At 59.3% G+C, this 20,268-nt stretch carries 16 protein-coding genes and 1 pseudogene; 7 read left to right on the top strand and 10 right to left on the bottom strand.

All coding sequences use genetic code 11. The features are described 5' to 3' along the window. Positions 1 to 178: 178 nt before the first annotated feature. The 7 genes from AC07W5_RS06480 to AC07W5_RS06450 form a co-directional block, all read right to left on the bottom strand. Complete coding sequence (locus tag AC07W5_RS06480) at positions 179 to 646, bottom strand: SRPBCC family protein (RefSeq protein WP_495022998.1); 468 nt, start codon at positions 644 to 646, stop codon at positions 179 to 181. A 31-nt stretch (positions 647 to 677) separates the two neighbouring features. Next, positions 678 to 4,139 (bottom strand): non-ribosomal peptide synthetase, encoded by a 3,462-nt coding sequence (locus AC07W5_RS06475; RefSeq protein WP_495022997.1) that lies wholly within the window; start codon positions 4,137 to 4,139, stop codon positions 678 to 680. 14 nt (positions 4,140 to 4,153) lie between these two features. Then, positions 4,154 to 5,083: a diiron oxygenase gene (locus AC07W5_RS06470; RefSeq protein ID WP_494995696.1), complete on the bottom strand. Its 930-nt coding sequence runs from the start codon at positions 5,081 to 5,083 to the stop codon at positions 4,154 to 4,156. Beyond that, positions 5,080 to 5,856 (bottom strand): DUF3050 domain-containing protein, encoded by a 777-nt coding sequence (locus AC07W5_RS06465; protein ID WP_495022996.1) that lies wholly within the window; start codon positions 5,854 to 5,856, stop codon positions 5,080 to 5,082. The genes AC07W5_RS06470 and AC07W5_RS06465 overlap by 4 nt, the downstream gene beginning before the upstream one ends. Positions 5,857 to 6,620: 764 nt before the next feature. Continuing rightward, positions 6,621 to 7,244 (bottom strand): thioesterase II family protein, encoded by a 624-nt coding sequence (locus tag AC07W5_RS06460; RefSeq protein WP_494995698.1) that lies wholly within the window; start codon positions 7,242 to 7,244, stop codon positions 6,621 to 6,623. A gap of 17 nt (positions 7,245 to 7,261) precedes the next feature. Then, positions 7,262 to 7,972 (bottom strand): GntR family transcriptional regulator, encoded by a 711-nt coding sequence (locus AC07W5_RS06455; protein WP_494995699.1) that lies wholly within the window; start codon positions 7,970 to 7,972, stop codon positions 7,262 to 7,264. A gap of 206 nt (positions 7,973 to 8,178) precedes the next feature. Further along, positions 8,179 to 8,343, bottom strand: coding sequence for a hypothetical protein (locus AC07W5_RS06450; protein WP_495011090.1), 165 nt, complete (start codon positions 8,341 to 8,343; stop codon positions 8,179 to 8,181). 224 nt (positions 8,344 to 8,567) lie between these two features. Here AC07W5_RS06450 and AC07W5_RS06445 point away from each other — a divergent pair, with 224 nt between their 5' ends. From AC07W5_RS06445 to AC07W5_RS06430, 4 genes are read left to right on the top strand one after another with little or no spacing between them, the layout of a single operon-like run. Beyond that, entirely contained in the window at positions 8,568 to 9,464 is an 897-nt protein-coding gene (locus AC07W5_RS06445) for a TauD/TfdA dioxygenase family protein (protein ID WP_495022995.1), read from the top strand. Positions 9,465 to 9,488: 24 nt separating this feature from the next. Further along, the gene (locus AC07W5_RS06440) at positions 9,489 to 10,526 is read left to right on the top strand and encodes an ABC transporter substrate-binding protein (RefSeq protein WP_495010936.1); all 1,038 of its coding nucleotides are present in this window, start codon (positions 9,489 to 9,491) and stop codon (positions 10,524 to 10,526) included. A gap of 5 nt (positions 10,527 to 10,531) precedes the next feature. Beyond that, a complete protein-coding gene (locus tag AC07W5_RS06435; RefSeq protein WP_495022994.1) occupies positions 10,532 to 11,392 on the top strand; it encodes an ABC transporter ATP-binding protein in 861 nt (286 codons plus the stop codon). Positions 11,393 to 11,411: 19 nt separating this feature from the next. Continuing rightward, entirely contained in the window at positions 11,412 to 12,278 is an 867-nt protein-coding gene (locus tag AC07W5_RS06430) for an ABC transporter permease (RefSeq protein WP_494995703.1), read from the top strand. Between the two features lie 108 nt (positions 12,279 to 12,386). Here AC07W5_RS06430 and AC07W5_RS06425 read toward each other — a convergent pair. The 3 genes and pseudogenes from AC07W5_RS06425 to AC07W5_RS06415 all read right to left on the bottom strand — a co-directional run. Then, positions 12,387 to 12,449: pseudogene (locus AC07W5_RS06425) on the bottom strand (NYN domain-containing protein); the annotation flags it as partial. Between the two features lie 262 nt (positions 12,450 to 12,711). Next, entirely contained in the window at positions 12,712 to 13,428 is a 717-nt protein-coding gene (locus AC07W5_RS06420) for a DUF3142 domain-containing protein (protein ID WP_495022993.1), read from the bottom strand. Between the two features lie 3 nt (positions 13,429 to 13,431). Then, positions 13,432 to 15,603, bottom strand: coding sequence for a PA5441 family protein (locus AC07W5_RS06415; RefSeq protein WP_495022992.1), 2,172 nt, complete (start codon positions 15,601 to 15,603; stop codon positions 13,432 to 13,434). Between the two features lie 179 nt (positions 15,604 to 15,782). Here AC07W5_RS06415 and AC07W5_RS06410 point away from each other — a divergent pair, with 179 nt between their 5' ends. From AC07W5_RS06410 to AC07W5_RS06400, 3 genes are read left to right on the top strand one after another with little or no spacing between them, the layout of a single operon-like run. Then, a complete protein-coding gene (locus AC07W5_RS06410) occupies positions 15,783 to 16,565 on the top strand; it encodes an efflux RND transporter periplasmic adaptor subunit (protein ID WP_495022991.1) in 783 nt (260 codons plus the stop codon). After that, entirely contained in the window at positions 16,562 to 17,881 is a 1,320-nt protein-coding gene (locus AC07W5_RS06405) for an efflux RND transporter periplasmic adaptor subunit (RefSeq protein ID WP_494995707.1), read from the top strand. The genes AC07W5_RS06410 and AC07W5_RS06405 overlap by 4 nt, the downstream gene beginning before the upstream one ends. Continuing rightward, positions 17,882 to 19,978 (top strand): efflux RND transporter periplasmic adaptor subunit, encoded by a 2,097-nt coding sequence (locus AC07W5_RS06400; RefSeq protein WP_495022990.1) that lies wholly within the window; start codon positions 17,882 to 17,884, stop codon positions 19,976 to 19,978. It abuts the gene before it with no gap. Positions 19,979 to 20,268: the final 290 nt, after the last annotated feature.

Raw genomic sequence — 20,268 nt, 5'->3', positions numbered from 1 at the left:
ACTCAGCAGTGAAACGATGCATCGCCGATGGTAGTGTGGGGTTTCCCCATGTGAGAGTAGGTCATCGTCAAGATTAAATTCCAAAACCCCTGTCTGCGTGAGCAGACAGGGGTTTTGTTTTTGGGTTGAAGCAAAAAAAGCCCGCTGCGGGGATGACCCGCAGCGGGCTTTTTCATGTTCAGGCAAACAGTTTGAGCACGTTGTTCATCGAGTCATCGGCAAAGCCCTGAACGAAGTCCTTGAAGCCAGGCAAGGCATCGACGCCGCCTTGAGTCGGTTCGGCAATGATGGTCCAGGTCGCTCGGGATTTGCTCTTGCCCAGCGGCTCGACGGTCATGGCGGCCCACAGGTTGGCGACGCCCAAGGTGTTGTAGATCGTCGTCCAGGTCATGCTCAGTGCCTGATCGTCCCACGAGTTGAGTTGCTCGACCACCAGATTACCGTCCTTGAAGAACTTCTTGCGCAGCGAGGTCACGCCTTCACCGGTCATCTCGATGTGCGACAACGCGGGGATGAATTTATCGAAGCCGGCGAAGTTGCCGACCACGTCCCACACACGCGGTGCGTCGGCAGGAACCTCTACCGAGGACACAACGTGGCAGCCATGGGGATTTTTGATCAGGGTGTCAGGTTGCAGAGTAGTCATGGTGTGCTCCAGTTTGGTTGGGGGTGATGAATCAGATGAAGTCGATTTCTTTCAGGTAATCGCAGCCCTTGCGCAGCAGCGCAGGGGATTTTTGCGGGTAGTGCTCGCCCATCAACCGGACGCCGGCCTGGGCGTTATCGTGGCCGATCATCGAAATGTCGCCGATGTCTTCCTCGAATCCGTTTAGATAAAAACCCAGCACACCGAACAGCGCGTTTTCGCTGTCGACCCGGCCCAGTTGCTGTTGCCAGTCGGCGACGCTGACCATGCGGAACTCACGGCCGGCCTCGCGAAAGGACGCCACGTATGCGTCCCAGCTCAGCGGCTCGGGGTTGTGCAGGTTGAACACAGCCTGCTCGGGCTGATAGCGGCTGGCATGAAAGGCGATGAAACGGGCGAGAAAATCCACCGGCATCAAGTCGAAGTTCAGGGCGAACTCTGGCACCTGCCCCAGTTGAATCGAGCCTTTGAGCATCAGCATCAGGCGGTTTTTGTGGGGTTGGCAGACACCGGTGAGGCTGTTGAAACTGATGTTGCCCGGCCGATAGAGATTGACCCGAACCCCTCGCTCGCGAGCGCGTTCGAGAATCCGTTCGCCGACCCACTTGGACAGGTTGTAGCCGTTCTTGATGTAAATCGGCGGCGTCTGCGCAGCAGGCTGTTCGAGGACCCGGCCATTGGCGTCGATGGTGCTGGAGGCCGAGAGCGTGGAGACGAAATTGAAGACCTTCTTGCTGCGCCCTTCGCACAATCGCAGGCATTCGAAAATCGGCTCGACGTTGTCCCGGGCCAGCGACTCGTAATCCATGACGTGATTGACGTTGGCGGCGTTGTGCACCAAGGCGCCGAACTCCCGGTCGAGCCGTTCGTAAACCTCGGGCGCAAGCCCCAGCTCAGGCCGGGTGATATCCGCCGCGTAGACTCGTACCCGGCTCATATCCAGATGCTCCAGACGGTTCTCGTGCAAGGAATGGGCAAAACGTTCGGCGGCCGTTTGCCTGGCACCATCACGCACCAGGCACGCCACTTCGGTCGCGCCCCAGGCCAGCAGCGCTTCGACGATGTGTACGCCGACGAAGCTGTTGGCTCCGGTGACAATCACTTTGTGCACGTCGCCCATCCGGCTGACCGGCAAGACCTGCACATCCAGTTCGCGGAAAGCATCGGCCATGGCCTTTTCGCTGAGCACCTCTTCGGTGCCGCTGCCTCTGACCAGTGTCGCCAGCTTGGCAATGGTCGGCACTTCTATGAAGCGGTTGATCGAGATGCTGCGCCCGAATTGTTCACGTAAACGCAGGAGCATTCGTGACAAGAGAATCGAATGGCCGCCGAGGTTGAAGAAGCTTTCGTCGGTGGAAATATCGCTGGCCGGCAACTCCAGCAGCTCGGCCCAGAGTTCTAGCAACTGTGCTTCGTCGGCTGTCTCGGGCAGTCGGCGCCGGGTGTTTTCGAGGAAGCTGACGGGTAGTTCCAATAGCGCTTTGCGGTCCACTTTGCCGTTGCTGGCGTAAGGCATGCTCGCCAGTTCGGTCCAGGCGGCTGGCTGCATATAGTCCGGCAGAAACTGCACCGCGTGTGCTTTCAACGCTTCGCGGGCCCTGCCCGGCTGGTCTTCCTCAGGTTGGGCCAGGAAGGCCAGAATCCGCCGGTTACTATCGATGACCACCGCAATCTGACGGTACAAATGGCTGTCGCGCAGGCACCGTTCAATCTCTTCCGGCTCGACCCGGAAGCCGCGAATCTTGACCTGATTGTCTCGCCGGCCGCAGAGCTCAATCCCATGGGCAGTCCACTTCGCCATATCGCCGGTGCGGTAGGCGCGCAGGCTTTGGCCGTCGGGCAGGTGCAAGTCCAGGTAGCGTTTGGCGGTCTGCAGCGGGTTATTCAAATACCCCAGGCAGACCCCCGGCCCGACGATGTACAGCTCGCCAACGGTGAGCTCGGAAACGGGCTGGAAGTCTTCATCGAGAATCAGCACCTGACTGTTGGCAATGGGCGCGCCTAGAGTACGGTTGTTGTCGCCGGCCAGGAGTTGCCGCGCGGTGATCAGCACCGTGGCTTCTGTCGGGCCATAGAGGTTGTACAGTCGACATTGTTGCGTCAGGCGTTCGATCACGTAGGGCTCGCAGACGTCGCCGCCGGTCATCACATGATCGAGACCCAACGGCTGGTCGAGCGGCAGAATGCTCAGTAGCGCCGGAGGCAGGAACCCATGGCTGAGCTGCTGGCGGCGGATCAGCTCGACCAATTGCAGCGGGTCGCGACGCTCATCATCGCTGGGTACGATCAACTCGGCGCCCTGGATCAGCGTGGGGAAGATATCGATCAGCGATGAGTCGAAGCTCAGGGACGAAAACTGCAAGACCCGACTGTGTTCGGTCAGCTGTACATAGGTGGCGTACCAGGCGGTGAAGTGGGCCAGATTGCGTTGGCTGAGTAACACCCCTTTGGGATGGCCGGTGGTGCCCGAGGTATACAGCGCCATGCAGGGCGCGTCGCTGTCAGGGCGCCGAGGCATCAACGGTAGCGAGAGATCCGCGTTGCAGGCGTCGATGCGGCTGATGTCCAGCCCGGGCATCTCGGTGCTGAGCGCATGCTGACCATCGTGAAGCAGCAGCACCGCACCTGCATTCTCCAGGATGTACTGCTGGCGTTGCAGCGGATGACCCGGCTCAAGGGGCAGATATACTGCGCCACTGCCGAGAATTGCCAGGATACCTGCGTAAAGGGCACTGGATTTCGGCAGGCAGATACCCACAACCAGCGACTTGTCGACGGAGCCGTATTGCTCCAGCAGCGGCTGTAATCGCTGCTGGATCGCTCGGCTTTGAGCGTACAGGTCGCCATAGCTGAGGGGCGTGCCTGCAATGTTCAGCGCTGGCCGGCTGGTGAACTTCTTGAGGCTCTGTTCGAGCCTTTCGATGATCGGGGTTTGCGCGCGTAGCAACAGGTCCGGTTGGCTGGTGAGATTGAACCGATGCTCGTAGGCCAACCGCTCCAGCGACAGCAGGTTTTCCTGATGCCCATGGCGGTCAGGTTCGAGCGATGTGGTATCCAGGAAATACCCGGCATCGCGGGAGAAGCGACTGACCAGCACGGCAACACTGTCCACCAGCTCGGCAACGGCTCTGATACGCAGCGCCTGGCCGTTGCCTGATGCTTCATCTGCCACCGGTAACCGGGTAATCAGACGCTGGTTAGCGTCCGAGCCATACCCGCAGAGCACTTCGAGTTGCGGTAAGCCTGATTCGCTCGGCGACCCCACACCCAGTCGCAAGCTCAGCTGCGCGCAGTCGCCAAAGTCCCGCAGACGTTGCGCCGGGATCGTCAGGCTGCCGTCGTCGATCAGCAGGTCGGTGGCGCCGACGGGTTGCTCGTTCAGGGCGCGACTGTCTGTCAGACGAGAAAGTGTGTGGCCATGTTGTTCCAGTTCCAGCGCCAAGTCGTTGAAGGCCTGGCTCTGGCCTATGAGCAGAATGTCGAGACGTCTCATGATGTTCTCCTCGGTTAGACCAAATAAGCGCTCAGGGCGTCCTGCACGCACGGCGAATCCAGCAACGAACTGCTGCGGAAAAACCGCACGATATTGGCGACCAGCGGGTGGTGGCGATTGATCGGAAAGGCCAGCCCGCAGACTTCGCTCTTGAGTGCCAGCCTTGCGGCGTCACTGATCTGCAAGTGCTCGATCAACTGAAAGTCGAAGGCTTTCTGGATGTCGTTTGTCAGGTAATGGGTGATGAATACCGGCAGGATGTGCGCGATGCTTTGGCGGTCGGCTTCGGTTGCGCCGTGCCAGTAGATCCGCACCAACCGCGCCCAAAAACCGGAGTGGCGGCCCTCGTCGAGCAGGTGGTCAGCCATCAGTCCCTTGATCGATTGCTTGACTGTGTCGTCCTTGGCGAATGCTGCGACATCGTTGGTCACGGTGTTCTCGGCAATCGCCACGCAGATCAGCTCCACGGCGGCGCGCAGATGTTCTGGAGCCAGCGCCAATGCCGCGGGAATCGCTCGGCTCAGCTCGATTTCACGCGGCAGTTCTATTGGCGCGATGCCGGTCATGGCGATGGTCTGTTGCATGAAGTCCATCGCCACCAACGCGTGGTAGTCCTCATCCACCACCACGGTCATGGCGTCATACCGACAGGCGAACGGAAAGGGCACCGCGAAGCGATTTTTGGCAATGCTGCGCGCGGTTTTGTCGACGATCTCCGTTTCGAAGATCACGACATCGTTGATGAATTTGTAGAGCGTTTGTACCAGAGCAAAATCCCTCTGCTCGGGGCACTCGCGCAAAAAGGTTTCGCCCAGGACCAAGGGTTGGCGGCTCAGTGGATAGATCAGCTTGTCATCGTTCTCGAGCATGCGCCGTGGGCGGGTGCGGATGGTTGCCCGGCCTTCCCAGGCCTCGGCGAAGGATTGGTAGTCGGCGGCGTTCATGCGCTCACCTCGACGACTGGTTCACGCATGCTCAAGCGTAAGCCGTCCCACAGTGCGATACGGCTTTGCACGGCGGCGATTGCGGCGGTGTAAACGTCCTCTTCGCGTTGCGGGTCGCCATCGACCAGACGCGCGAGGAGTTTTTCCGCGGCTGGGCCATGGTCTTCAGAATCGACCTCGATATGCCGTTCCAGGTAGTAGCGAAAGGTCGGAGCCTGTTCAATTCCAATGCCCCAATCGTCGAGGATGCGCTGGAACATTTGCGGGATGACACTTTCTCGACCATGCAGAAATGCCGCGGCGACGCTATGGGCCGGCGCGTGCAGCGCCGTGTGCAGGGTATGCCTGACGAAGCTTGCCCCCGCCGGGTCAACCTCCACACTTTGCAGGGCGGTGTCGTAGGTCACGCCTTCGCGTTGCAGCGCCACGAAGCGTTCGACCGCAACGGTGCTGGCGCCTACTTCGCGCATTGCATCCAGGTACAACTCGAAATGGCTGTAATGACCGTGATCGACTCGATCATCCGTCTCTTCACCCAAGACGATTTCATTGATCAGCCGAGCCGCTTGAGGGTCTTGTGGAGGAAGCCATGGCAGCTGGACGCAGGTGAGTTCCTGTTGCAGACGTTTGGTCAACGACATGAAGTCCCATACGGCGAACACATGGGTTTCCATGAAACGTTGAAGTATCGGCAGCGAGTTTATTTCAGCAAAAATGGGGTGCGCGCTCAGCTCTGCTTTTTTTAGTTGAAGGAGTTCTTTGTTCGCTTTCATAGGGGTGCCTCTAACTTGTTAGTGTGAGTTGGGCTAATGACATTTTTATAAATAGTGTTGAGTCGGGTTTTAACTTTTTAAAGGGCGAACAAGTGCCTCAAGCAAAAGTTGATGGGGTTTTAAGGTCGAGGCTGATTATGCAAGGCAAGGCCCGGGTTGATAGCCTTGCTCGCCATGGCGTGGGCCTGGCTGTAGATTGCGATTCAGCTTCCGATGCCGGTGATGCAGATCATCTGCCGACATGAAGGTGTTGGGCAAGTTCATGTCGGCGGAGAAAAATTAATACACGGATAAGTAGTGAGCAAGTATTTTTTATATTATTTGAATGGTGCAATTTTTCAGGGGCGAGAAGTTCCACATAAAACTATTGGCATTAGTTTTATCGAGATGAAGTTGCTCCTTCCGGCTTATATAAGTCAGAATTAAAATAAATGAGTGAATGCCTCACTCGAAGCAACTTTCTGGTTGGTGAGTTGGAGTTATTTGATGGTGTAGGAGGGGGGCCGGCCGCAGCCCGATCCTTCCCTTCCTGTGGCACGCCTCCTTTTGTTCGTCCATTGCGCGAGGGCTGTGTGGGCAGATTCGCACGCCGCTCGTCCATTTTTAGTCGACAAACCCAGAGTGGGCCCAAATGGATGGCGCTGCTATCACTGACGTATGGGTAGAGGAGGTTTTAAATGCTGGAAGTGGGAGCTGGTGCTCAGCTTCTGGCGACTGCAGAGGTACGTGTCACCAGGCGGCTGCAAAAGAAGGACTTTTGCAGATTATTCGCTGAGCAGCCCGAGATGAGTGTTGACGATCTGCAAGAGACGCTGCCGCTGGGGCGTGATGAAAAGATGGTTGCCGGTCACCTCGATAAGTTCGAACTCGCGGCGAGTGAACTCACGCCAATTCACCATGCTTTCAACCGGGGCCTGCGGGTCTTCACTGCCACAAATGGCGGTCAACGGCACGTTCAGGCTAAGGTCTGCCGAAGGCTGTGAGTGCAAGAGCGGCGATATAGGTGGGCTATCAGGGCTGCGGCGACCGGAAATGAACAGATGACGGGTCTGCCCAGGACACTGGGCTTCGCTCAGCCTGGCCAGTTCAAAGGCCAAAATGGCGCCGAGTCCATGACCAAACAAGGCATGCGGCTCGGATAGATAGGGTTTGAGTGCCGTGAATGAGTCCGCGAGCAATGGCGACCATTCAGAGTCGGGTGTTTCATCCTGGCGTTCGCCATGGGTGGGAAGTGTGAATGTGAGCAGTTCGATGTGATCGTTCAGACCTCCCGCCCAAGTGCAGAACAGGTCGGAGCCGGCCCCTGCCTGAGAGAAGCAAATCAACCGGATGTCGGTGGGCTGATCGGTGTTGAACACGGTCAGCCACTTGCTGTCTTGAGTGTGCAAAGCCTTCCCCGCGCGCTTCACTGCGGCGCTTTTTTGCCCAGAGGATCAAGACTGTTCAGGTAGCGGGTAATGACTTCGACACCTCGGTTGAGGTGATTCTCGAGTGCTTTTACACACTGCTCGATGTCCCGTTCTTCGGCTTTTCGAAGCAAGTGGCGATGATCGTCCTGGGAGATTTTTCCCAGGCCCATGGCCTCAAGGTTGAAGCGCAGAAAACGCTCCTCTTCGATCAGACCGCTTTCGACCAGATTCAAGAGCCGGCGGTTGCTGGCCTTGCCATACAGGGTCATGTGGAACAGGCGGTTGAGCGTACCGATTTCGGCGTAATCGGTTTCGGTCTCGAGGGTGTCGATATAGCGCGCGGCCAGGGCGAAATCATCGGCGTCGAGCAAGGGAATCGACAACCGTAGGGCTTCGGATTCCAGGAGGATGCGCAGGGCATAAGTTTCTACGGCATCGCCCTCGACCAATGGCGCGACAATGGCACCTTTGTGTGCGATAACGTGCAGCAACGATTGAGCTTCGAGTTGTCGCAGGGCCTCACGCACCGGCATGCGACTCACCCCGAACAGATCGGCCAGGTCTTGCTGGCGAAGTGCGGTTCCACACGGCAAGCGACCATCGAGGATAGCCGAACGCAGGGTTTCCTCAATAACTGAGCGCGCGAGGTGGGCGGGTATTGGCCCGTTAACCGTAATACTGCTCAAAGGGTTCGGCTTCTGTGCCACGACGACGCTACCCTGTTTCTGAAATGGGTGGGAATTATTGGATCCAATGCACACTAGTGACTGCCCGGGTACTTGTCAAACCGCTTGAGGTTCCCCCGCCAGCAGATATTTTGAACGCCCGGTGCGGCAGTTCGGTACATCTTAACAGTAGCCTTCGCAGGTACTGCCACCGCACTCGCTGAACGTCATTGATTCCTCACTCAAGCTTAGCGTTCGCGCTGGCTGTACGCCGACGCGATCGCTGCCAGTTCCTGATCGACATCATCGCCATGGCCGCGCCGCTGTTCGTGATGAACGTCTACCACCGCCTCGTACTGAACGTGGGAATGCCGCCATGGACGCTCCGCGTCCACTGTGACGCAGAGCGTCACGGGATGTATCCCCACGCAGAGCATGGGAACAATCGAGCGCCATTCAACAGGTCATATCGTTATGCGCTAACGGTATTTAAATACTTGTTCTTATATCTATAAAGTCAACCTCCTGCGTACAGGCCGACCAATCGGCGCGCCGCACGAAATGAACGAACACGGGACACCTCCGTGAGTTTCTGATCGACGCGCGCCACTGGGCGTGCTTTGCGTGGGAGTGATGTATGTCTGTACTTTCTGTCTCTGCGATTGCCGCGAGCATCGCGCCACAATCCTTCGAAATTCGCCCGTTCAGCGGCGCGGTGGGTGCCGAAATCATCGGTCTTGATCTGGCCCGCCCACTCAACGACCAAGACTTCGCCCGCATTCACCGCGCGCATCTGGATCATCATGTCGTGGTGTTCCGCGACCAGCGCATCAGCCCCGAACAACAGATCGCCTTCAGTCGTCGCTTCGGCGTGTTGCAGATCCACGTGCTCAAGCAGTTCCTGCTGGCTGGCCACCCGGAAATTCTCGTCGTCTCCAACATCATCCAGAACGGTCAATCCATCGGCCTGGGCGACGCCGGCAAATTCTGGCACTCCGATCTCTCCTACAAAGAACTGCCGAGTCTGGGCTCGATGCTGCACGCCCAGGAACTGCCCTCTGAAGGCGGCGACACGCTGTTCGCCGATATGCACAAAGCGTGGGATAACCTGCCGCAAGCGTTGCGCAATGCGGTCGAAGGGCGCTCGGCCGCACACTCATACACGGCGCGTTACAGCGAAACCAGATCCGAAGGAAGTTGGCGCCCGACCCTGACCCCGGAGCAGCTCGCTCAGGTCTACGAAGTGGTGCATCCAATCGTTCGCACCCACCCGGAAAATGGCCGCAAGGCGTTGTTTGTCAGCGAAGGTTTCACCACTCGCATCGTGGGTCTGCCGGAAGACGAAAGTCGGCAACTGCTCAATGAGCTCTACGCCCACAGCGTGCTGCCCGACAACATTTACCGTCACCAATGGCAGCCCCACGACCTGGTGTTCTGGGACAACCGCTCGTTGATCCACCTCGCCGCCGGTTGCCCAAGCCATCTGCGACGCAAGCTTTATCGCACCACCATCCAGGGCGATGCCCCGTTCTGATTGACCGCATTCCGGAGAGTGACCATGTCCAAACATATTCAAATCGTGCCGCGAATCGGTCGGCTGGCAACCGCCGTCGGCCTAGGGTTGAGCCTGCTCGCCGGTAGCCTTGTCGCACCGACGGCAGCTCATGCCGAAGGCGAGATCCGCATCGCAGAGCAATTCGGCATTGTGTACTTGCTGCTCAACGTCGTGCGCGATCAAAACCTGATCGAGAAACATGGCAAGGAAGAGGGCGTCGACATCAAGGTCGACTGGACCCAGCTGTCCGGCGGCGCGGCGGTCAACGATGCGTTGCTTTCCGGTTCCATCGATATCGCCGGTGCCGGGGTCGGTCCGCTGCTGACCATCTGGGACCGCACCCACGGCAAGCAGAACGTCAAAGCCGTGGCCTCGCTGGGCAACTTCCCGTACTACCTGGTGAGCAACAATCCGAAGGTCAAAACCATCGCCGACTTCACCGAGCAGGATCGCATTGCCGTGCCTGCAGTCGGCGTTTCGGTACAGTCGCGCTTTCTGCAATACGCCGCCGCCAAGCAGTGGGGCGATAAGGAATTCAACCGTCTGGACAAGTACACCATCGCCGTTCCGCACCCCGACGCCACCGCGGCGTTGATCGCCGGCGGCACCGAACTGACCGGGCATTTTTCCAACCCGCCATTCCAGGATCAGGCGCTGCAAAACCCCAATGTACATGTGGTGCTCAATACCTACGACCTGCTCGGTCCGAATTCGCCGACGGTGCTGTTCGCCACCGAGAAATTCCGCAGCGAGAACCCAAAGACCTACAAAGCCTTCATCGAAGCGCTGACCGAAGCCGCCGAGTTCGCCCAGAACGACAAAGGCGCGGCCGCCGACACCTATATCCGCGTGACCAAGGCAAAAATCGACCGCGCCGACTTGCTGAAAATTATCGACAACCCGCAGTTCGAGTTCAGCGTGACGCCGAAAAACACCTACCCGCTGGCTGATTTCCTCTACCGCGTCGGCGCGCTCAAAAACAAACCCGAGTCATGGAAGGACTACTTCTTCCAGGATGCAAAACCGCTGCAAGGGAGCTGACAGAAATGAATGCACCCCTGCAAGGCCACACGGCCAGCAACCCGATTGCAGCAGCTCCTGCGCTGCTTTCGGTCGATAACGTCAGCCTGGAATACCGCACTGCGCAGCGAGTCGTTCGGGCGACTCACCAGGTAAGTTTTGAGATAGATCCGGCAGACCGTTTTGTTTTGCTCGGCCCTTCGGGTTGCGGAAAATCGACCTTGCTCAAAGCGGTCGCCGGGTTCATCCAGCCGTGTGAAGGCCAGATCCGCCTGCAAGGGCAAACGGTCAGCCAACCGGGGCCGGACCGGATCGTAGTGTTCCAGGAGTTCGATCAATTGCCTCCCTGGAAAACCGTCAAACAGAACGTCATGTTCCCCTTGCTCGCCTCCAAAACCCTCAAGCGCCGAGAAGCTGAAGATCGGGCGCAGCACTACCTGGACAAGGTCGGTCTGGCGGCATTTGCCGATGCTTACCCGCACACCTTATCCGGCGGCATGAAAGCCCGCGTGGCGATTGCCCGGGCATTGGCCATGCAGCCGAAAATCCTGCTGATGGACGAACCCTTCGCAGCCCTCGACGCCCTGACCCGACGCAAGATGCAGGAAGAATTGCTGCTGCTCTGGGAAGAGGTGCGCTTCACCTTGCTGTTCGTCACTCACTCCATCGAAGAGGCGCTGGTGGTCGGCAACCGGATCCTGCTGCTGTCGCCACATCCGGGGCGTGTGCGGGCGGAGATCCACAGTCATCAGTACGACTTGCACAGCCTCGGTGGCGTGGAATTCCAGCAATCGGCGCGGCGCATTCATCGGCTGTTGTTCGACGAAAGTCAGACGCCTGAAACCGAACGCGAATTGAATTTCGCCGATATCCGTATCGCTTATTGAGCTTCAAGAGGATAGCCCGATGAGCCATTCATCATCTGTACGCCAGGAATACGAAGTTGTTCTGGAGCCGCTGCTGACAGTCCCGCCGGAGCGTGAACTGCCCCTCGGTCAGCGTCTCTGGCAACAAGGCTGGTTACGCAAAAGCCTGATCCTGATTCTGCTGGCCGTACTCTGGGAGTTGGTCGCGCGTTACCAGAACAACGACCTGCTGCTGCCCAGCTTCCTGCAAACTGGCAGTGCGCTATACGACGGCCTGCTCAGCGGTGAGTTGCTGGGCAAGGTCGGCATTTCACTGGTGGTGCTGCTCAAGGGTTACGTGATCGGCATCGTCCTGGCCTTCGCCTTGACCACTTTGGCGGTGTCGACCCAGTTCGGTCGCGACCTGCTGAGCACCCTGACCTCGATGTTCAATCCGTTGCCGGCCATTGCCCTGTTGCCGCTGGCCCTGCTGTGGTTCGGGTTGGGGCAGAACAGCCTGATATTCGTGCTGGTGCATTCGGTGCTGTGGGCGCTGGCGCTAAACACCTATGGCGGATTTCTCGGCGTCTCGGAAACCCTGCGCATGGCCGGCCGAAATTACGGTCTCAAGGGCATCCGCTTCGTGCTGTTCATCCTGATCCCGGCAGCGCTGCCGTCAATCCTCGCCGGGCTGAAAATAGGCTGGGCCTTCGCCTGGCGCACATTGATCGCCGCCGAACTGGTATTTGGCGCCACCAGCGGCAAGGGCGGGCTGGGCTGGTACATCTTTCAGAACCGTAATGAGCTGTATACCGACAAGGTGTTTGCCGGGTTGGCGGTGGTGATTCTGATTGGGTTGCTGGTGGAGAACCTGGTGTTCGATTCGCTGGAGCGGGTGACGGTGAAGCGGTGGGGGATGCAGCGTTAAGTCTATGGTGAGTGTTTGCAGATAATGCACTCACCAATACTCCGGTTTGATTGCTGGTGCTTTACGTGTTGGCACTCGAATCGGGAATTGATGCGCCTGGAGTTCCGCAGGGGTGCCAGCCAGTAGGCCATAGAAGAGGTTATAACCATCGACGAAGAAAGCAGTACGCACAATTCCAATCCCTGGAAACGAAAAAACCGGCCGATGCCGGTTTTTTCACCCCAACTGCCAGCGAACTTAATCTCTGCGTACGGGGTTGAGTAGTGGGGCCGATGCTAAGTCGAGTAGGGATGAGTTCAATCGTTATCTGATAAAGAAACTATTGAGGTCCAGTCAAAACGTCGACTTCGCGATGGACGTTTTTTGCATTTGCGGCAAGTGTTCGTCAAGGTAAGGCTGGCTCTACTCTGTTAGCTTGTATTACGGGTAAGCCCTACCGATTCTGCAAAAACACCACATACCCCCTGAACCACTCACTGTCCTTCAAATACCCCGGCGCCTCCCATTCCCCGCCCTGGATCAAACCCACCTTGAAGGGTAATCCCAGGCGGTTCAGCCGCGGCAGATAGGCGCTGTAGTTGGGGATGCTGTGGCGACCTTGATAGGTTTGTACCACCACTTCGTCGATCACACCTTTGAGTTGGCCGATTACTTCAGGGTCGGCGTGGCTGCTCCAGTCCATCAGTCCGGTGATGCTCAGGCGGTACTGAGCAGGCAAGCGCTGGCGCAGGTCTCGCAGGAAGCTGACGTATTCATTCAGGTATCGGGTGCGGGCGTCGAAGTCGATCTGGATGCCGACGACCGGATTGCCCGCTTGTTGCCAGCGTTGCACCTGTCCGAGCAGTTGGCTGTAGACCGCTTCAGGCCAGCGCAAGGTGTGGACGCGGTAGACTACCCAGACTTCGCCTTGGGTCAGGCGTGGAATCGCGATGCCCTGGGCGATGAAGTGCGCGCCGCGCTGGGGATAGCGCTGCGATTCGCTGATCTGGCCTTGCAGGATGTACAAGGTCTTGGCCTGGGCCAGCACCGGTTGCGATTTGACGCCGCTCCATAGCCAGAAGGCGTCATGTTCACTGGCGTCGACGGCGGCCGGTGTCGGGCCGGCCCACAACAGCCAGATCGGCAACAGGCAGCACCAAAAATGCTTCATGGTTTACCAGTAGTACTGCAGCGACTTGCCCCATTGGGTGTCGGCAAAACCGCTTTTCAACTGGCGGAACCAGGCTTTGCGCGTCGCCGGGTCAACGTCCTTGCCACCGCAGCTGTTGTAGCCCGACGGTGCAAAGCAATTGATGGCGCGAAACAGTGCATAGGCGCGGTCGTTGTGGGTTGCCTTGGTGTTCCCGATCACGTGTTGATAACCGTCCAGTCGTGAGTAGACCTGGCCGGTGAACCCTGGCGCGGTGCCGCCCAGGGTATCGGCATCAGGCTTGCGGTCCAGCGGCATGCCATCGAGGCCATTGCGCAGAATGAACTCACCGAAGCAGTTCAATCCCATCGGGCTTTTACTGTCCATCTGCAGCTTCAAAGCGGTTTCAGCGATGCTCGGGCAGCCATAGCCGGACTCAGCCTTTTGCGGTGTCCATTCAAAGAGTTTCAGCGATGGGCCGCCGGTGTAGACATAGCCAAGGCTATTGCCGAGTTTGTCTTCAGGCAGTGCAGCGGGGAGCTGTTTGAGATCCTCAGCGAAGGCGGCGTACTGACCGCGTAACAAGTCCTTGTAGAGCAGCACAAACTGAGCCGTATTGCGCTCCACGGGGTCGGTTGCCTGAGTGATTTGCTGGCGCAGCAGGTCGGCATCGGCCACGTGGCGCAACAGGATGTAACGCACTTGCGTGCTCTTGATCGGCGAGTCGTTGGCAAACACCCTGGCCAGTTGCTGGCTGCGCTCGTAGTTCATCGCCAGGGCCAGTTCCAGCTGTTCGCGTTGCAGTGGTTGCCTGGTCAGCGGCAGCATTTGCAGCCACAAGGTTTTGGCGCCTTTCCAGTCCTTTTTGGCTTCCAGCGCCAGCCCACGCAGGGTCTGCTGACTGAAGGCGAGGTAGTCCAGGTGCTGAGGCAAGTCACCGGGCAGCAGTTTTAGCGCGTTGTCCGGATTCTTGTCGACGTACAGCGCAAATGCCGCCTGCAGATAGTCATACAGCGCCGGTTGCTGGGCGAACACGGCTTTTTGTTTTTGCAATGCGTCCAGGGTCAGCCTCGGCTTGGGCTGTTCACGCATCCACATCAGGTCATTGACCGCCAGCAACAGCGGCGTCTGCACTGGCTCGGCGTTGGTCATCAGCAGTTTGGTGTCGACTTCTTCCACCAGCGCATCGAGCGAAACGTTGCGCTGTGTGCCATGGGTTTGCGTCAACTGCCAGGTGTAGTCGTCGGCGAGCTTGTCCGGGGCGGCACCCAACCAGTGCACCCGGCGCAGAAGTCCTTTGGCGGACACGGCGTAGTCACCTTGTGGATAAGTTGTCAGGTAGCTGTCGAATCCGGTTTCGGCCTGTTGCAGGCTGGACTTATCCACATGCTCGAGCGTCGGCATGCCATATTCGTCGAATGCCTGCTGCTGGGCGGTATTGAGTGCGGTACGGGCGGCCATGTAGAGCGCGGTTTCTTTCAGCCAGGGCTGCGGGCTGTTTTTGAGTGCGGCGTAACCCGTCGCGGCATCGGCGAAGCGCCCACTGTAAAAGTCGGCGGTGGCCTGTAGATAAGTCGTGAAGGCCTTGCCTGTCGGAGACTGAATATCACCGGGCAACAGGCTCGTTTGCTGGGCGTTTTCCCAACTGCAAGCGGCGAGCATTTGCATCCGGCTACGGGCCAATGACTGGCGTTCGGCTGCCGGGATGTCGGCCTCGACCACTTGCCGGATAAACGCTGTGGCGCTGCCGTGCGAGTTGCTTCGGCAACGGCTGCCTTCGCCGGACAGGAACGCATCGCCGGCGGCTTCAGTGGTTTGGCGGGGGATCCCGAGTTTTTCCAGCAGCTCGCCCAGCGTCGCGGTGCTGGAGGCGTCGACCTTATCGGTGACTTCGCCCGAGGCTGCCGGATTGAGGCGATACACCGGGAAGGGTACCGGCCCGTAACCTTCGGCCAGGTCGTCATTGCCCAGCGCATTCGGTGTCAGGGGCAATGCGCCTTTGTCCGCCAGCAACAGGCGCAGGTTCACCCGGCTGTCATTGCCAGGGCTCAGGAATGGCAGGCTGCTGCAGGTATCCAGCGTGTTTTTGAACAGCAACCAGTTCGGGTAACAGGAATCATCGGAACTGGCCTGAGCCTGGCTGGAAACAATGGCGCTCAACGCCAGTGTGAGAGACGACAGAAGACCAATACGCATGAATTGTCCTTAATCCTGAAACGCATGAACTCGGGGGTATTAACGCTAGTGCTGCGATCATACAGCGCTGCGATGAAGGCGGATCCGCGGCAACCCGGTTTTCCGGGCAGTGATGGCTATTTGCTTGACGCTTATCATTGCTGTCGTAGACTCCGCCCATCCGTCAGGGAGTTACGGCTATGCGGCGTTTTCGTGGATTGGGTTTCGGATTGATCTGTCTGGGCGGCCTGGTACAGGCGCAAACGCCCGCACTAGACGATCCGCTGCTGGATAAGAGTTCGGCCACTGCGCCGACGTCGATCACCAACGAGGCGCGCGGCGTGTTGCGTGCACGGGATCAGGCGATGCTGGCGAGTGAGCTTTCCGGGCGCATCGTCGAGTTGCCGTTCAGCGAAGGTGAATCTTTCAATAAGGGCGATACCCTTGCCCGCTTCGATTGCTCGGCCTATCAGGCCCAGCTCAATGCCGCTCAGGCCGCCAGTCGTGGTGCCAATGAAGAGTTGGCGCACAATAAACAGCTGGCTTCGCTGAATTCGGTCGGACGCTTTGAAGTGGCGCGAGCCGAAGCAAAACTCGCCGAAACCCAGGCGCAATCCCAAGTCTATCAAGTTCAAGTCAAGCGCTGTAGCGTGGTTGCGCCGTATGACGGGCAGGTCGTCGAGCGCAAGGTCCAACGCTACGAAAGTGTGGCCGCTGGCTCACCCTTGCTGGAAATCGTCGACAACCGCACGCTGGAAATCCACCTGCTGGTGCCTTCGCGCTGGATGGGAAAACTCAAGCCCGGACAAACCTTCAGCTTCGTACCCGATGAGACCGGCCAGCCACTCAACGCTACGGTCAAACGCCTCGGCGCGCGAATCGATGAAGGCAGCCAGACGCTGCTGTTGGTGGCGACACTGCCCACCGCCAGCGGTTTACTGTCGGGGATGAGTGGCACGGCGCGTTTCGCGGAGCCCAAATGAACGCGCCGGTGGCGGGCACCGCCGAACGGGTCTTTGCCCGGTTTCTGGACCTGGAACGCCAGACCCGTTCCGCTCGTACCACCGAGCAACTGGCCTACAGCCTGGTCAATGACGGTCAGGCGCTGTTTGGCTTTCGCCATGCGGCATTGCTGATTGCCGGTAAAGTGCGCGCGGTGACCGGCGTCAGCAGCGTGGAGCCGAATGCGCCGTTTGTGGCGTTCGTCGAGCAAGCGGTGGGACAGTTGTTCAAGCTCGATCTGCTGAAACAGGCGCGCGTGATACCGGCGGCGCCGTTGACTGAGCAGGTGCAGGCTGACTGGCAAAGTCTTTCTGCTGCGCAGGTGTTCTGGTTGCCGCTGATCGATCACAAGGGGCAGGTTTTCGGCGGCCTGTGGCTGGCGCGCGATATCCCGTGGACCCCTTCCGAACACGTCTTGCTGTCGCAACTCGGTGACACCTATAGCCATGCCTGGCTGGCCTTGCAACCGCGCCAGCCATGGCGCTTGCACTGGACCCGTAAACGTCAGGCGGCTTTGCTGGCGGTGCTGTTGCTTGGCCTGTTGATTCCGGTGCGCCAATCGGTGCTGGCGCCCGCGGAGGTCGTTCCGCTCGGTGGTCGGGTGATCGCAGCACCGCTGGACGGGGTGATCGCCGAGTTTCTGGTCAAGCCGAACCAGACCGTGAAGACCGGTGACCTGCTGCTACGTTTCGAAAGCACCACCCTCAATGCCCAGGCTGACGTGGCCGCCCGGGCCTTGGGCGTTGCCGAGGCCGAGTTGAAGGCCAATGCCCAGCGTGCCTTTGCCGATGCCGAGTCGAGTTCGAAGATCGATCTGTTGGCGGCTCGGGTCGAGCAAAAACGCGCGGAACGCGATTACGCCCGCGAGCTGCTCAAACGCAGTGAGGTCCGCGCCGAGCGCGACGGTATCGCGGTATTTGCCGACGCCGAACGCTGGACCGGTAAACCGGTGCAGACCGGAGAGCGATTGATGGAAATTGCTGACCCGACCCAGGCCGAATTGCGCATTGAACTGGCGGTCGGCGATGCGATTGCCCTGGAGCCCAACGCGCAGATTGCGTTGTTTCTGGACAGTGATCCGTTGCACCGCTATCTGGCCACCCTCGAACGTGCGGCCTATGAGGCGCAGCCCACCGCCGGCGGGCAGCTGGCTTATCGGCTGGACGCTCGCTTCAACGAGGCTGCGCCGCGCATCGGTCTGCGTGGTACGGCGAAGATTTTCGGCGAACGTGCGCCGCTGGCGTTGTACTTGCTGCGCCGTCCGTTGGCCGGGTTACGTCAGAGCGTGGGCCTATAGATGACACTTCCCAGCCTGCGGGCGGATTTGCAGTTGTCGGCGGCGGCCCCGGCGCTGGATGGTTCGCCACGCTGGACCTTGGCCGACCCGGTGCGCGGACGTTACTTCAAAGTCGGCGCGGCGGCGATGCGTTTGCTGCGGCATTGGTCGTTGGGCGATGCCGAACAAGTGCTGCACGCGGCCAATCGCGAGCCGGGACTGCCTCTTGGCGGTCAGGAGCTGGATGAGTTGCTGGGATTTCTCCGCGCCCATGATTTGATTGCCGCCCTCGACCCGCAACAACGCGCCAGTTATGGCCAGAAAGCCGCCGCCCAGCGTCAGGCTCTATGGCAAATGCTGCTGCATCAATACCTGTTTTTCCGGATTCCGTTGTGGCGCCCGGATGCCTTTCTCAATCGCGCCTGGCCATGGCTGGAGCGTTTCGGACCACGACTGTTGCGCTATGGCTTGCCCGCAACACTGGGGCTTGGGGTGTTTCTGGTCTCACGGGACTGGCAGCGCTTTCTGGCGACCTTCCCGCACCTGTTCAGTCTCGGTGGCGCGCTGGCGTTTGGCGTCGCGCTGTTCTTCGCCAAGCTGTGTCATGAGTTCGGCCATGCGTTTATGGCCAAGCGTGCGGGGTGTCGGGTGCAGAGCATGGGCGTGGCGTTCATGGTCCTGCTGCCACTGTTTTATACCGATGTCAGCGATGCCTGGCGGGTCAATGATCGCCGTGCCCGCTTGTTGATTGGGGCCGGGGGCGTGTTGGCCGAATTGCTCTTGGCCTGTATCGCATTGCTGGCATGGTCGCTATTGCCGGACGGGCCGGCGCGAACCGCAGCGTTCATGCTGGCCAGCGCGACCTGGTTGACGACCCTTGCGGTCAATCTGAACCCTTTTATGCGCTTCGATGGCTATTTTCTGCTCAGCGATCTGTGGGAAGTGGACAACCTCCAGGGCCGGGCATTTGCGTTGTGCCGCTGGCGCCTGCGTGAAGCGCTGTTCGGCTATGGCGTGCAAGCGCCGGAACCCTGGTCGCCGAAGATGCAGCGACGGTTACTGTGGTGGGGGTATTGCTCCTGGTTTTGGCGCGCGGCGTTGTTTTTCGGCATCGCGTTGGCGGTCTATCACCTGTTCTTCAAGCTACTCGGGATCTTTCTGATGCTGGTTGAGTTGGTGTGGTTCATTTTTCTGCCGATCGCGCGCGAGTGGCGTGAATGGTGGACCCGCCGCGAACAGGCCCATGCACCGCGGGCGTTGCTTAGCGCTGTGAGTTTGCTGGCGCTGGTGTTGTTGCTGGTAATGCCTTGGCGCAGTGCGGTCGAGTTACCAGCCATGCTCGAAGCCGGTAGGGTCAGCGCCTTGCACGCGCCGGTGGCGGCGCGGGTCAAACAGGTCAACGTCACGGATGGCCAGCCGGTGTCCCAGGGGGAGGTGTTGATCGAGCTGGAGTCGCCGGATCTGGATTCGCGACAGGCCATTGTTCGCCGTGAAATCGAAATCCTTCAATTGCAAATGCGCCGTCAGGCCGGGCGCAGCGAAACGGCGGCCGATGCCGGCATCGTCGAGCAACGACTGGCCGAGGCCGTGGCCGAGTACCGTGGCCTGGTGGCGCAGCGTGAGCGTTTGCTACTGCGCGCACCCCAGGCCGGCAAGGTGCGCGATCTGTTGCCGCAATTGAGCGTCGGCCGCTGGTTGTCACCCAAGGACCCGCTGGCCAGGGTGGTTGAGGAGGGCGCACGATTGCGCGGTTATCTGGCGGAGGCTGAGTTGTGGCGGGTTACCCCCGCAGACACGGGGCGTTTTATTGCCGATGATCCGATGCATCCGGCCGTTGAAGTCGAGCTGACGGAAGTGGACACCAACGGTGCTGCGTATGTCGATCAGGAGGCGCTGACCTCAGACCATCACGGTCCGATAGCTGTACGTCGCAATGAGAACAATCGCCCGGAACCGGTGCAGGCACAATACGGGGCGCGCCTGAAAACGCTTGATGACACGCAAACGCCCGCTCAGCCGTTGCGCGGTCTGGTCGTGTTGCAAGGGCGCAGCGAGTCGTTGCTGGGTACTGCCTGGCGGCGCCTGGCAGCATTGGGCGTCAGGGAAAGCGGTTTTTAATGCCGGGAATATTCAAGTGGAACGGCCGACGTTGAGCAACGAATCAACCATCTCTGACGGTTTGTCGGCGCGCTAGTCGCGAGTATCTGACGGGCCGTTTGTGCAATCAGCCGAGTGCATTCATTTCGTGGCCCGATCACGCCAGGGCTGAGCGTGGACGTTGCCGCCGTTCACTGTCGAATGTCGTCTGCGTGCAATCGGTCGGGATCAGCGATTTGCAGAGCGCATACTGTGGCGACCTGTCGTAAAGTTGCAGGTGCTTCAGAGCCCATAGGGGGACTTGGGCGGCT

It is taken from the genome of Pseudomonas sp. GW821-FHT01E05 (assembly GCF_059422425.1).
Note: the sequence above shows the minus strand (reverse complement) of the source record. Positions and strands in the feature narration are given on the sequence as shown.

Bases quoted from the DNA above. Each gene is read 5' to 3' on its own strand.
- AC07W5_RS06480 (WP_495022998.1), bottom strand. From the start codon at position 646: ATGACTACTCTGCAACCTGACACCCTGATCAAAAATCCCCATGGCTGC.
- AC07W5_RS06475 (WP_495022997.1), bottom strand. From the start codon at position 4,139: ATGAGACGTCTCGACATTCTGCTCATAGGCCAGAGCCAGGCCTTCAAC.
- AC07W5_RS06470 (WP_494995696.1), bottom strand. From the start codon at position 5,083: ATGAACGCCGCCGACTACCAATCCTTCGCCGAGGCCTGGGAAGGCCGG.
- AC07W5_RS06465 (WP_495022996.1), bottom strand. From the start codon at position 5,856: ATGAAAGCGAACAAAGAACTCCTTCAACTAAAAAAAGCAGAGCTGAGC.
- AC07W5_RS06445 (WP_495022995.1), top strand. From the start codon at position 8,568: ATGTCTGTACTTTCTGTCTCTGCGATTGCCGCGAGCATCGCGCCACAA.
- AC07W5_RS06440 (WP_495010936.1), top strand. From the start codon at position 9,489: ATGTCCAAACATATTCAAATCGTGCCGCGAATCGGTCGGCTGGCAACC.
- AC07W5_RS06435 (WP_495022994.1), top strand. From the start codon at position 10,532: ATGAATGCACCCCTGCAAGGCCACACGGCCAGCAACCCGATTGCAGCA.
- AC07W5_RS06430 (WP_494995703.1), top strand. From the start codon at position 11,412: ATGAGCCATTCATCATCTGTACGCCAGGAATACGAAGTTGTTCTGGAG.
- AC07W5_RS06420 (WP_495022993.1), bottom strand. From the start codon at position 13,428: ATGAAGCATTTTTGGTGCTGCCTGTTGCCGATCTGGCTGTTGTGGGCC.
- AC07W5_RS06415 (WP_495022992.1), bottom strand. From the start codon at position 15,603: ATGCGTATTGGTCTTCTGTCGTCTCTCACACTGGCGTTGAGCGCCATT.
- AC07W5_RS06410 (WP_495022991.1), top strand. From the start codon at position 15,783: ATGCGGCGTTTTCGTGGATTGGGTTTCGGATTGATCTGTCTGGGCGGC.
- AC07W5_RS06405 (WP_494995707.1), top strand. From the start codon at position 16,562: ATGAACGCGCCGGTGGCGGGCACCGCCGAACGGGTCTTTGCCCGGTTT.
- AC07W5_RS06400 (WP_495022990.1), top strand. From the start codon at position 17,882: ATGACACTTCCCAGCCTGCGGGCGGATTTGCAGTTGTCGGCGGCGGCC.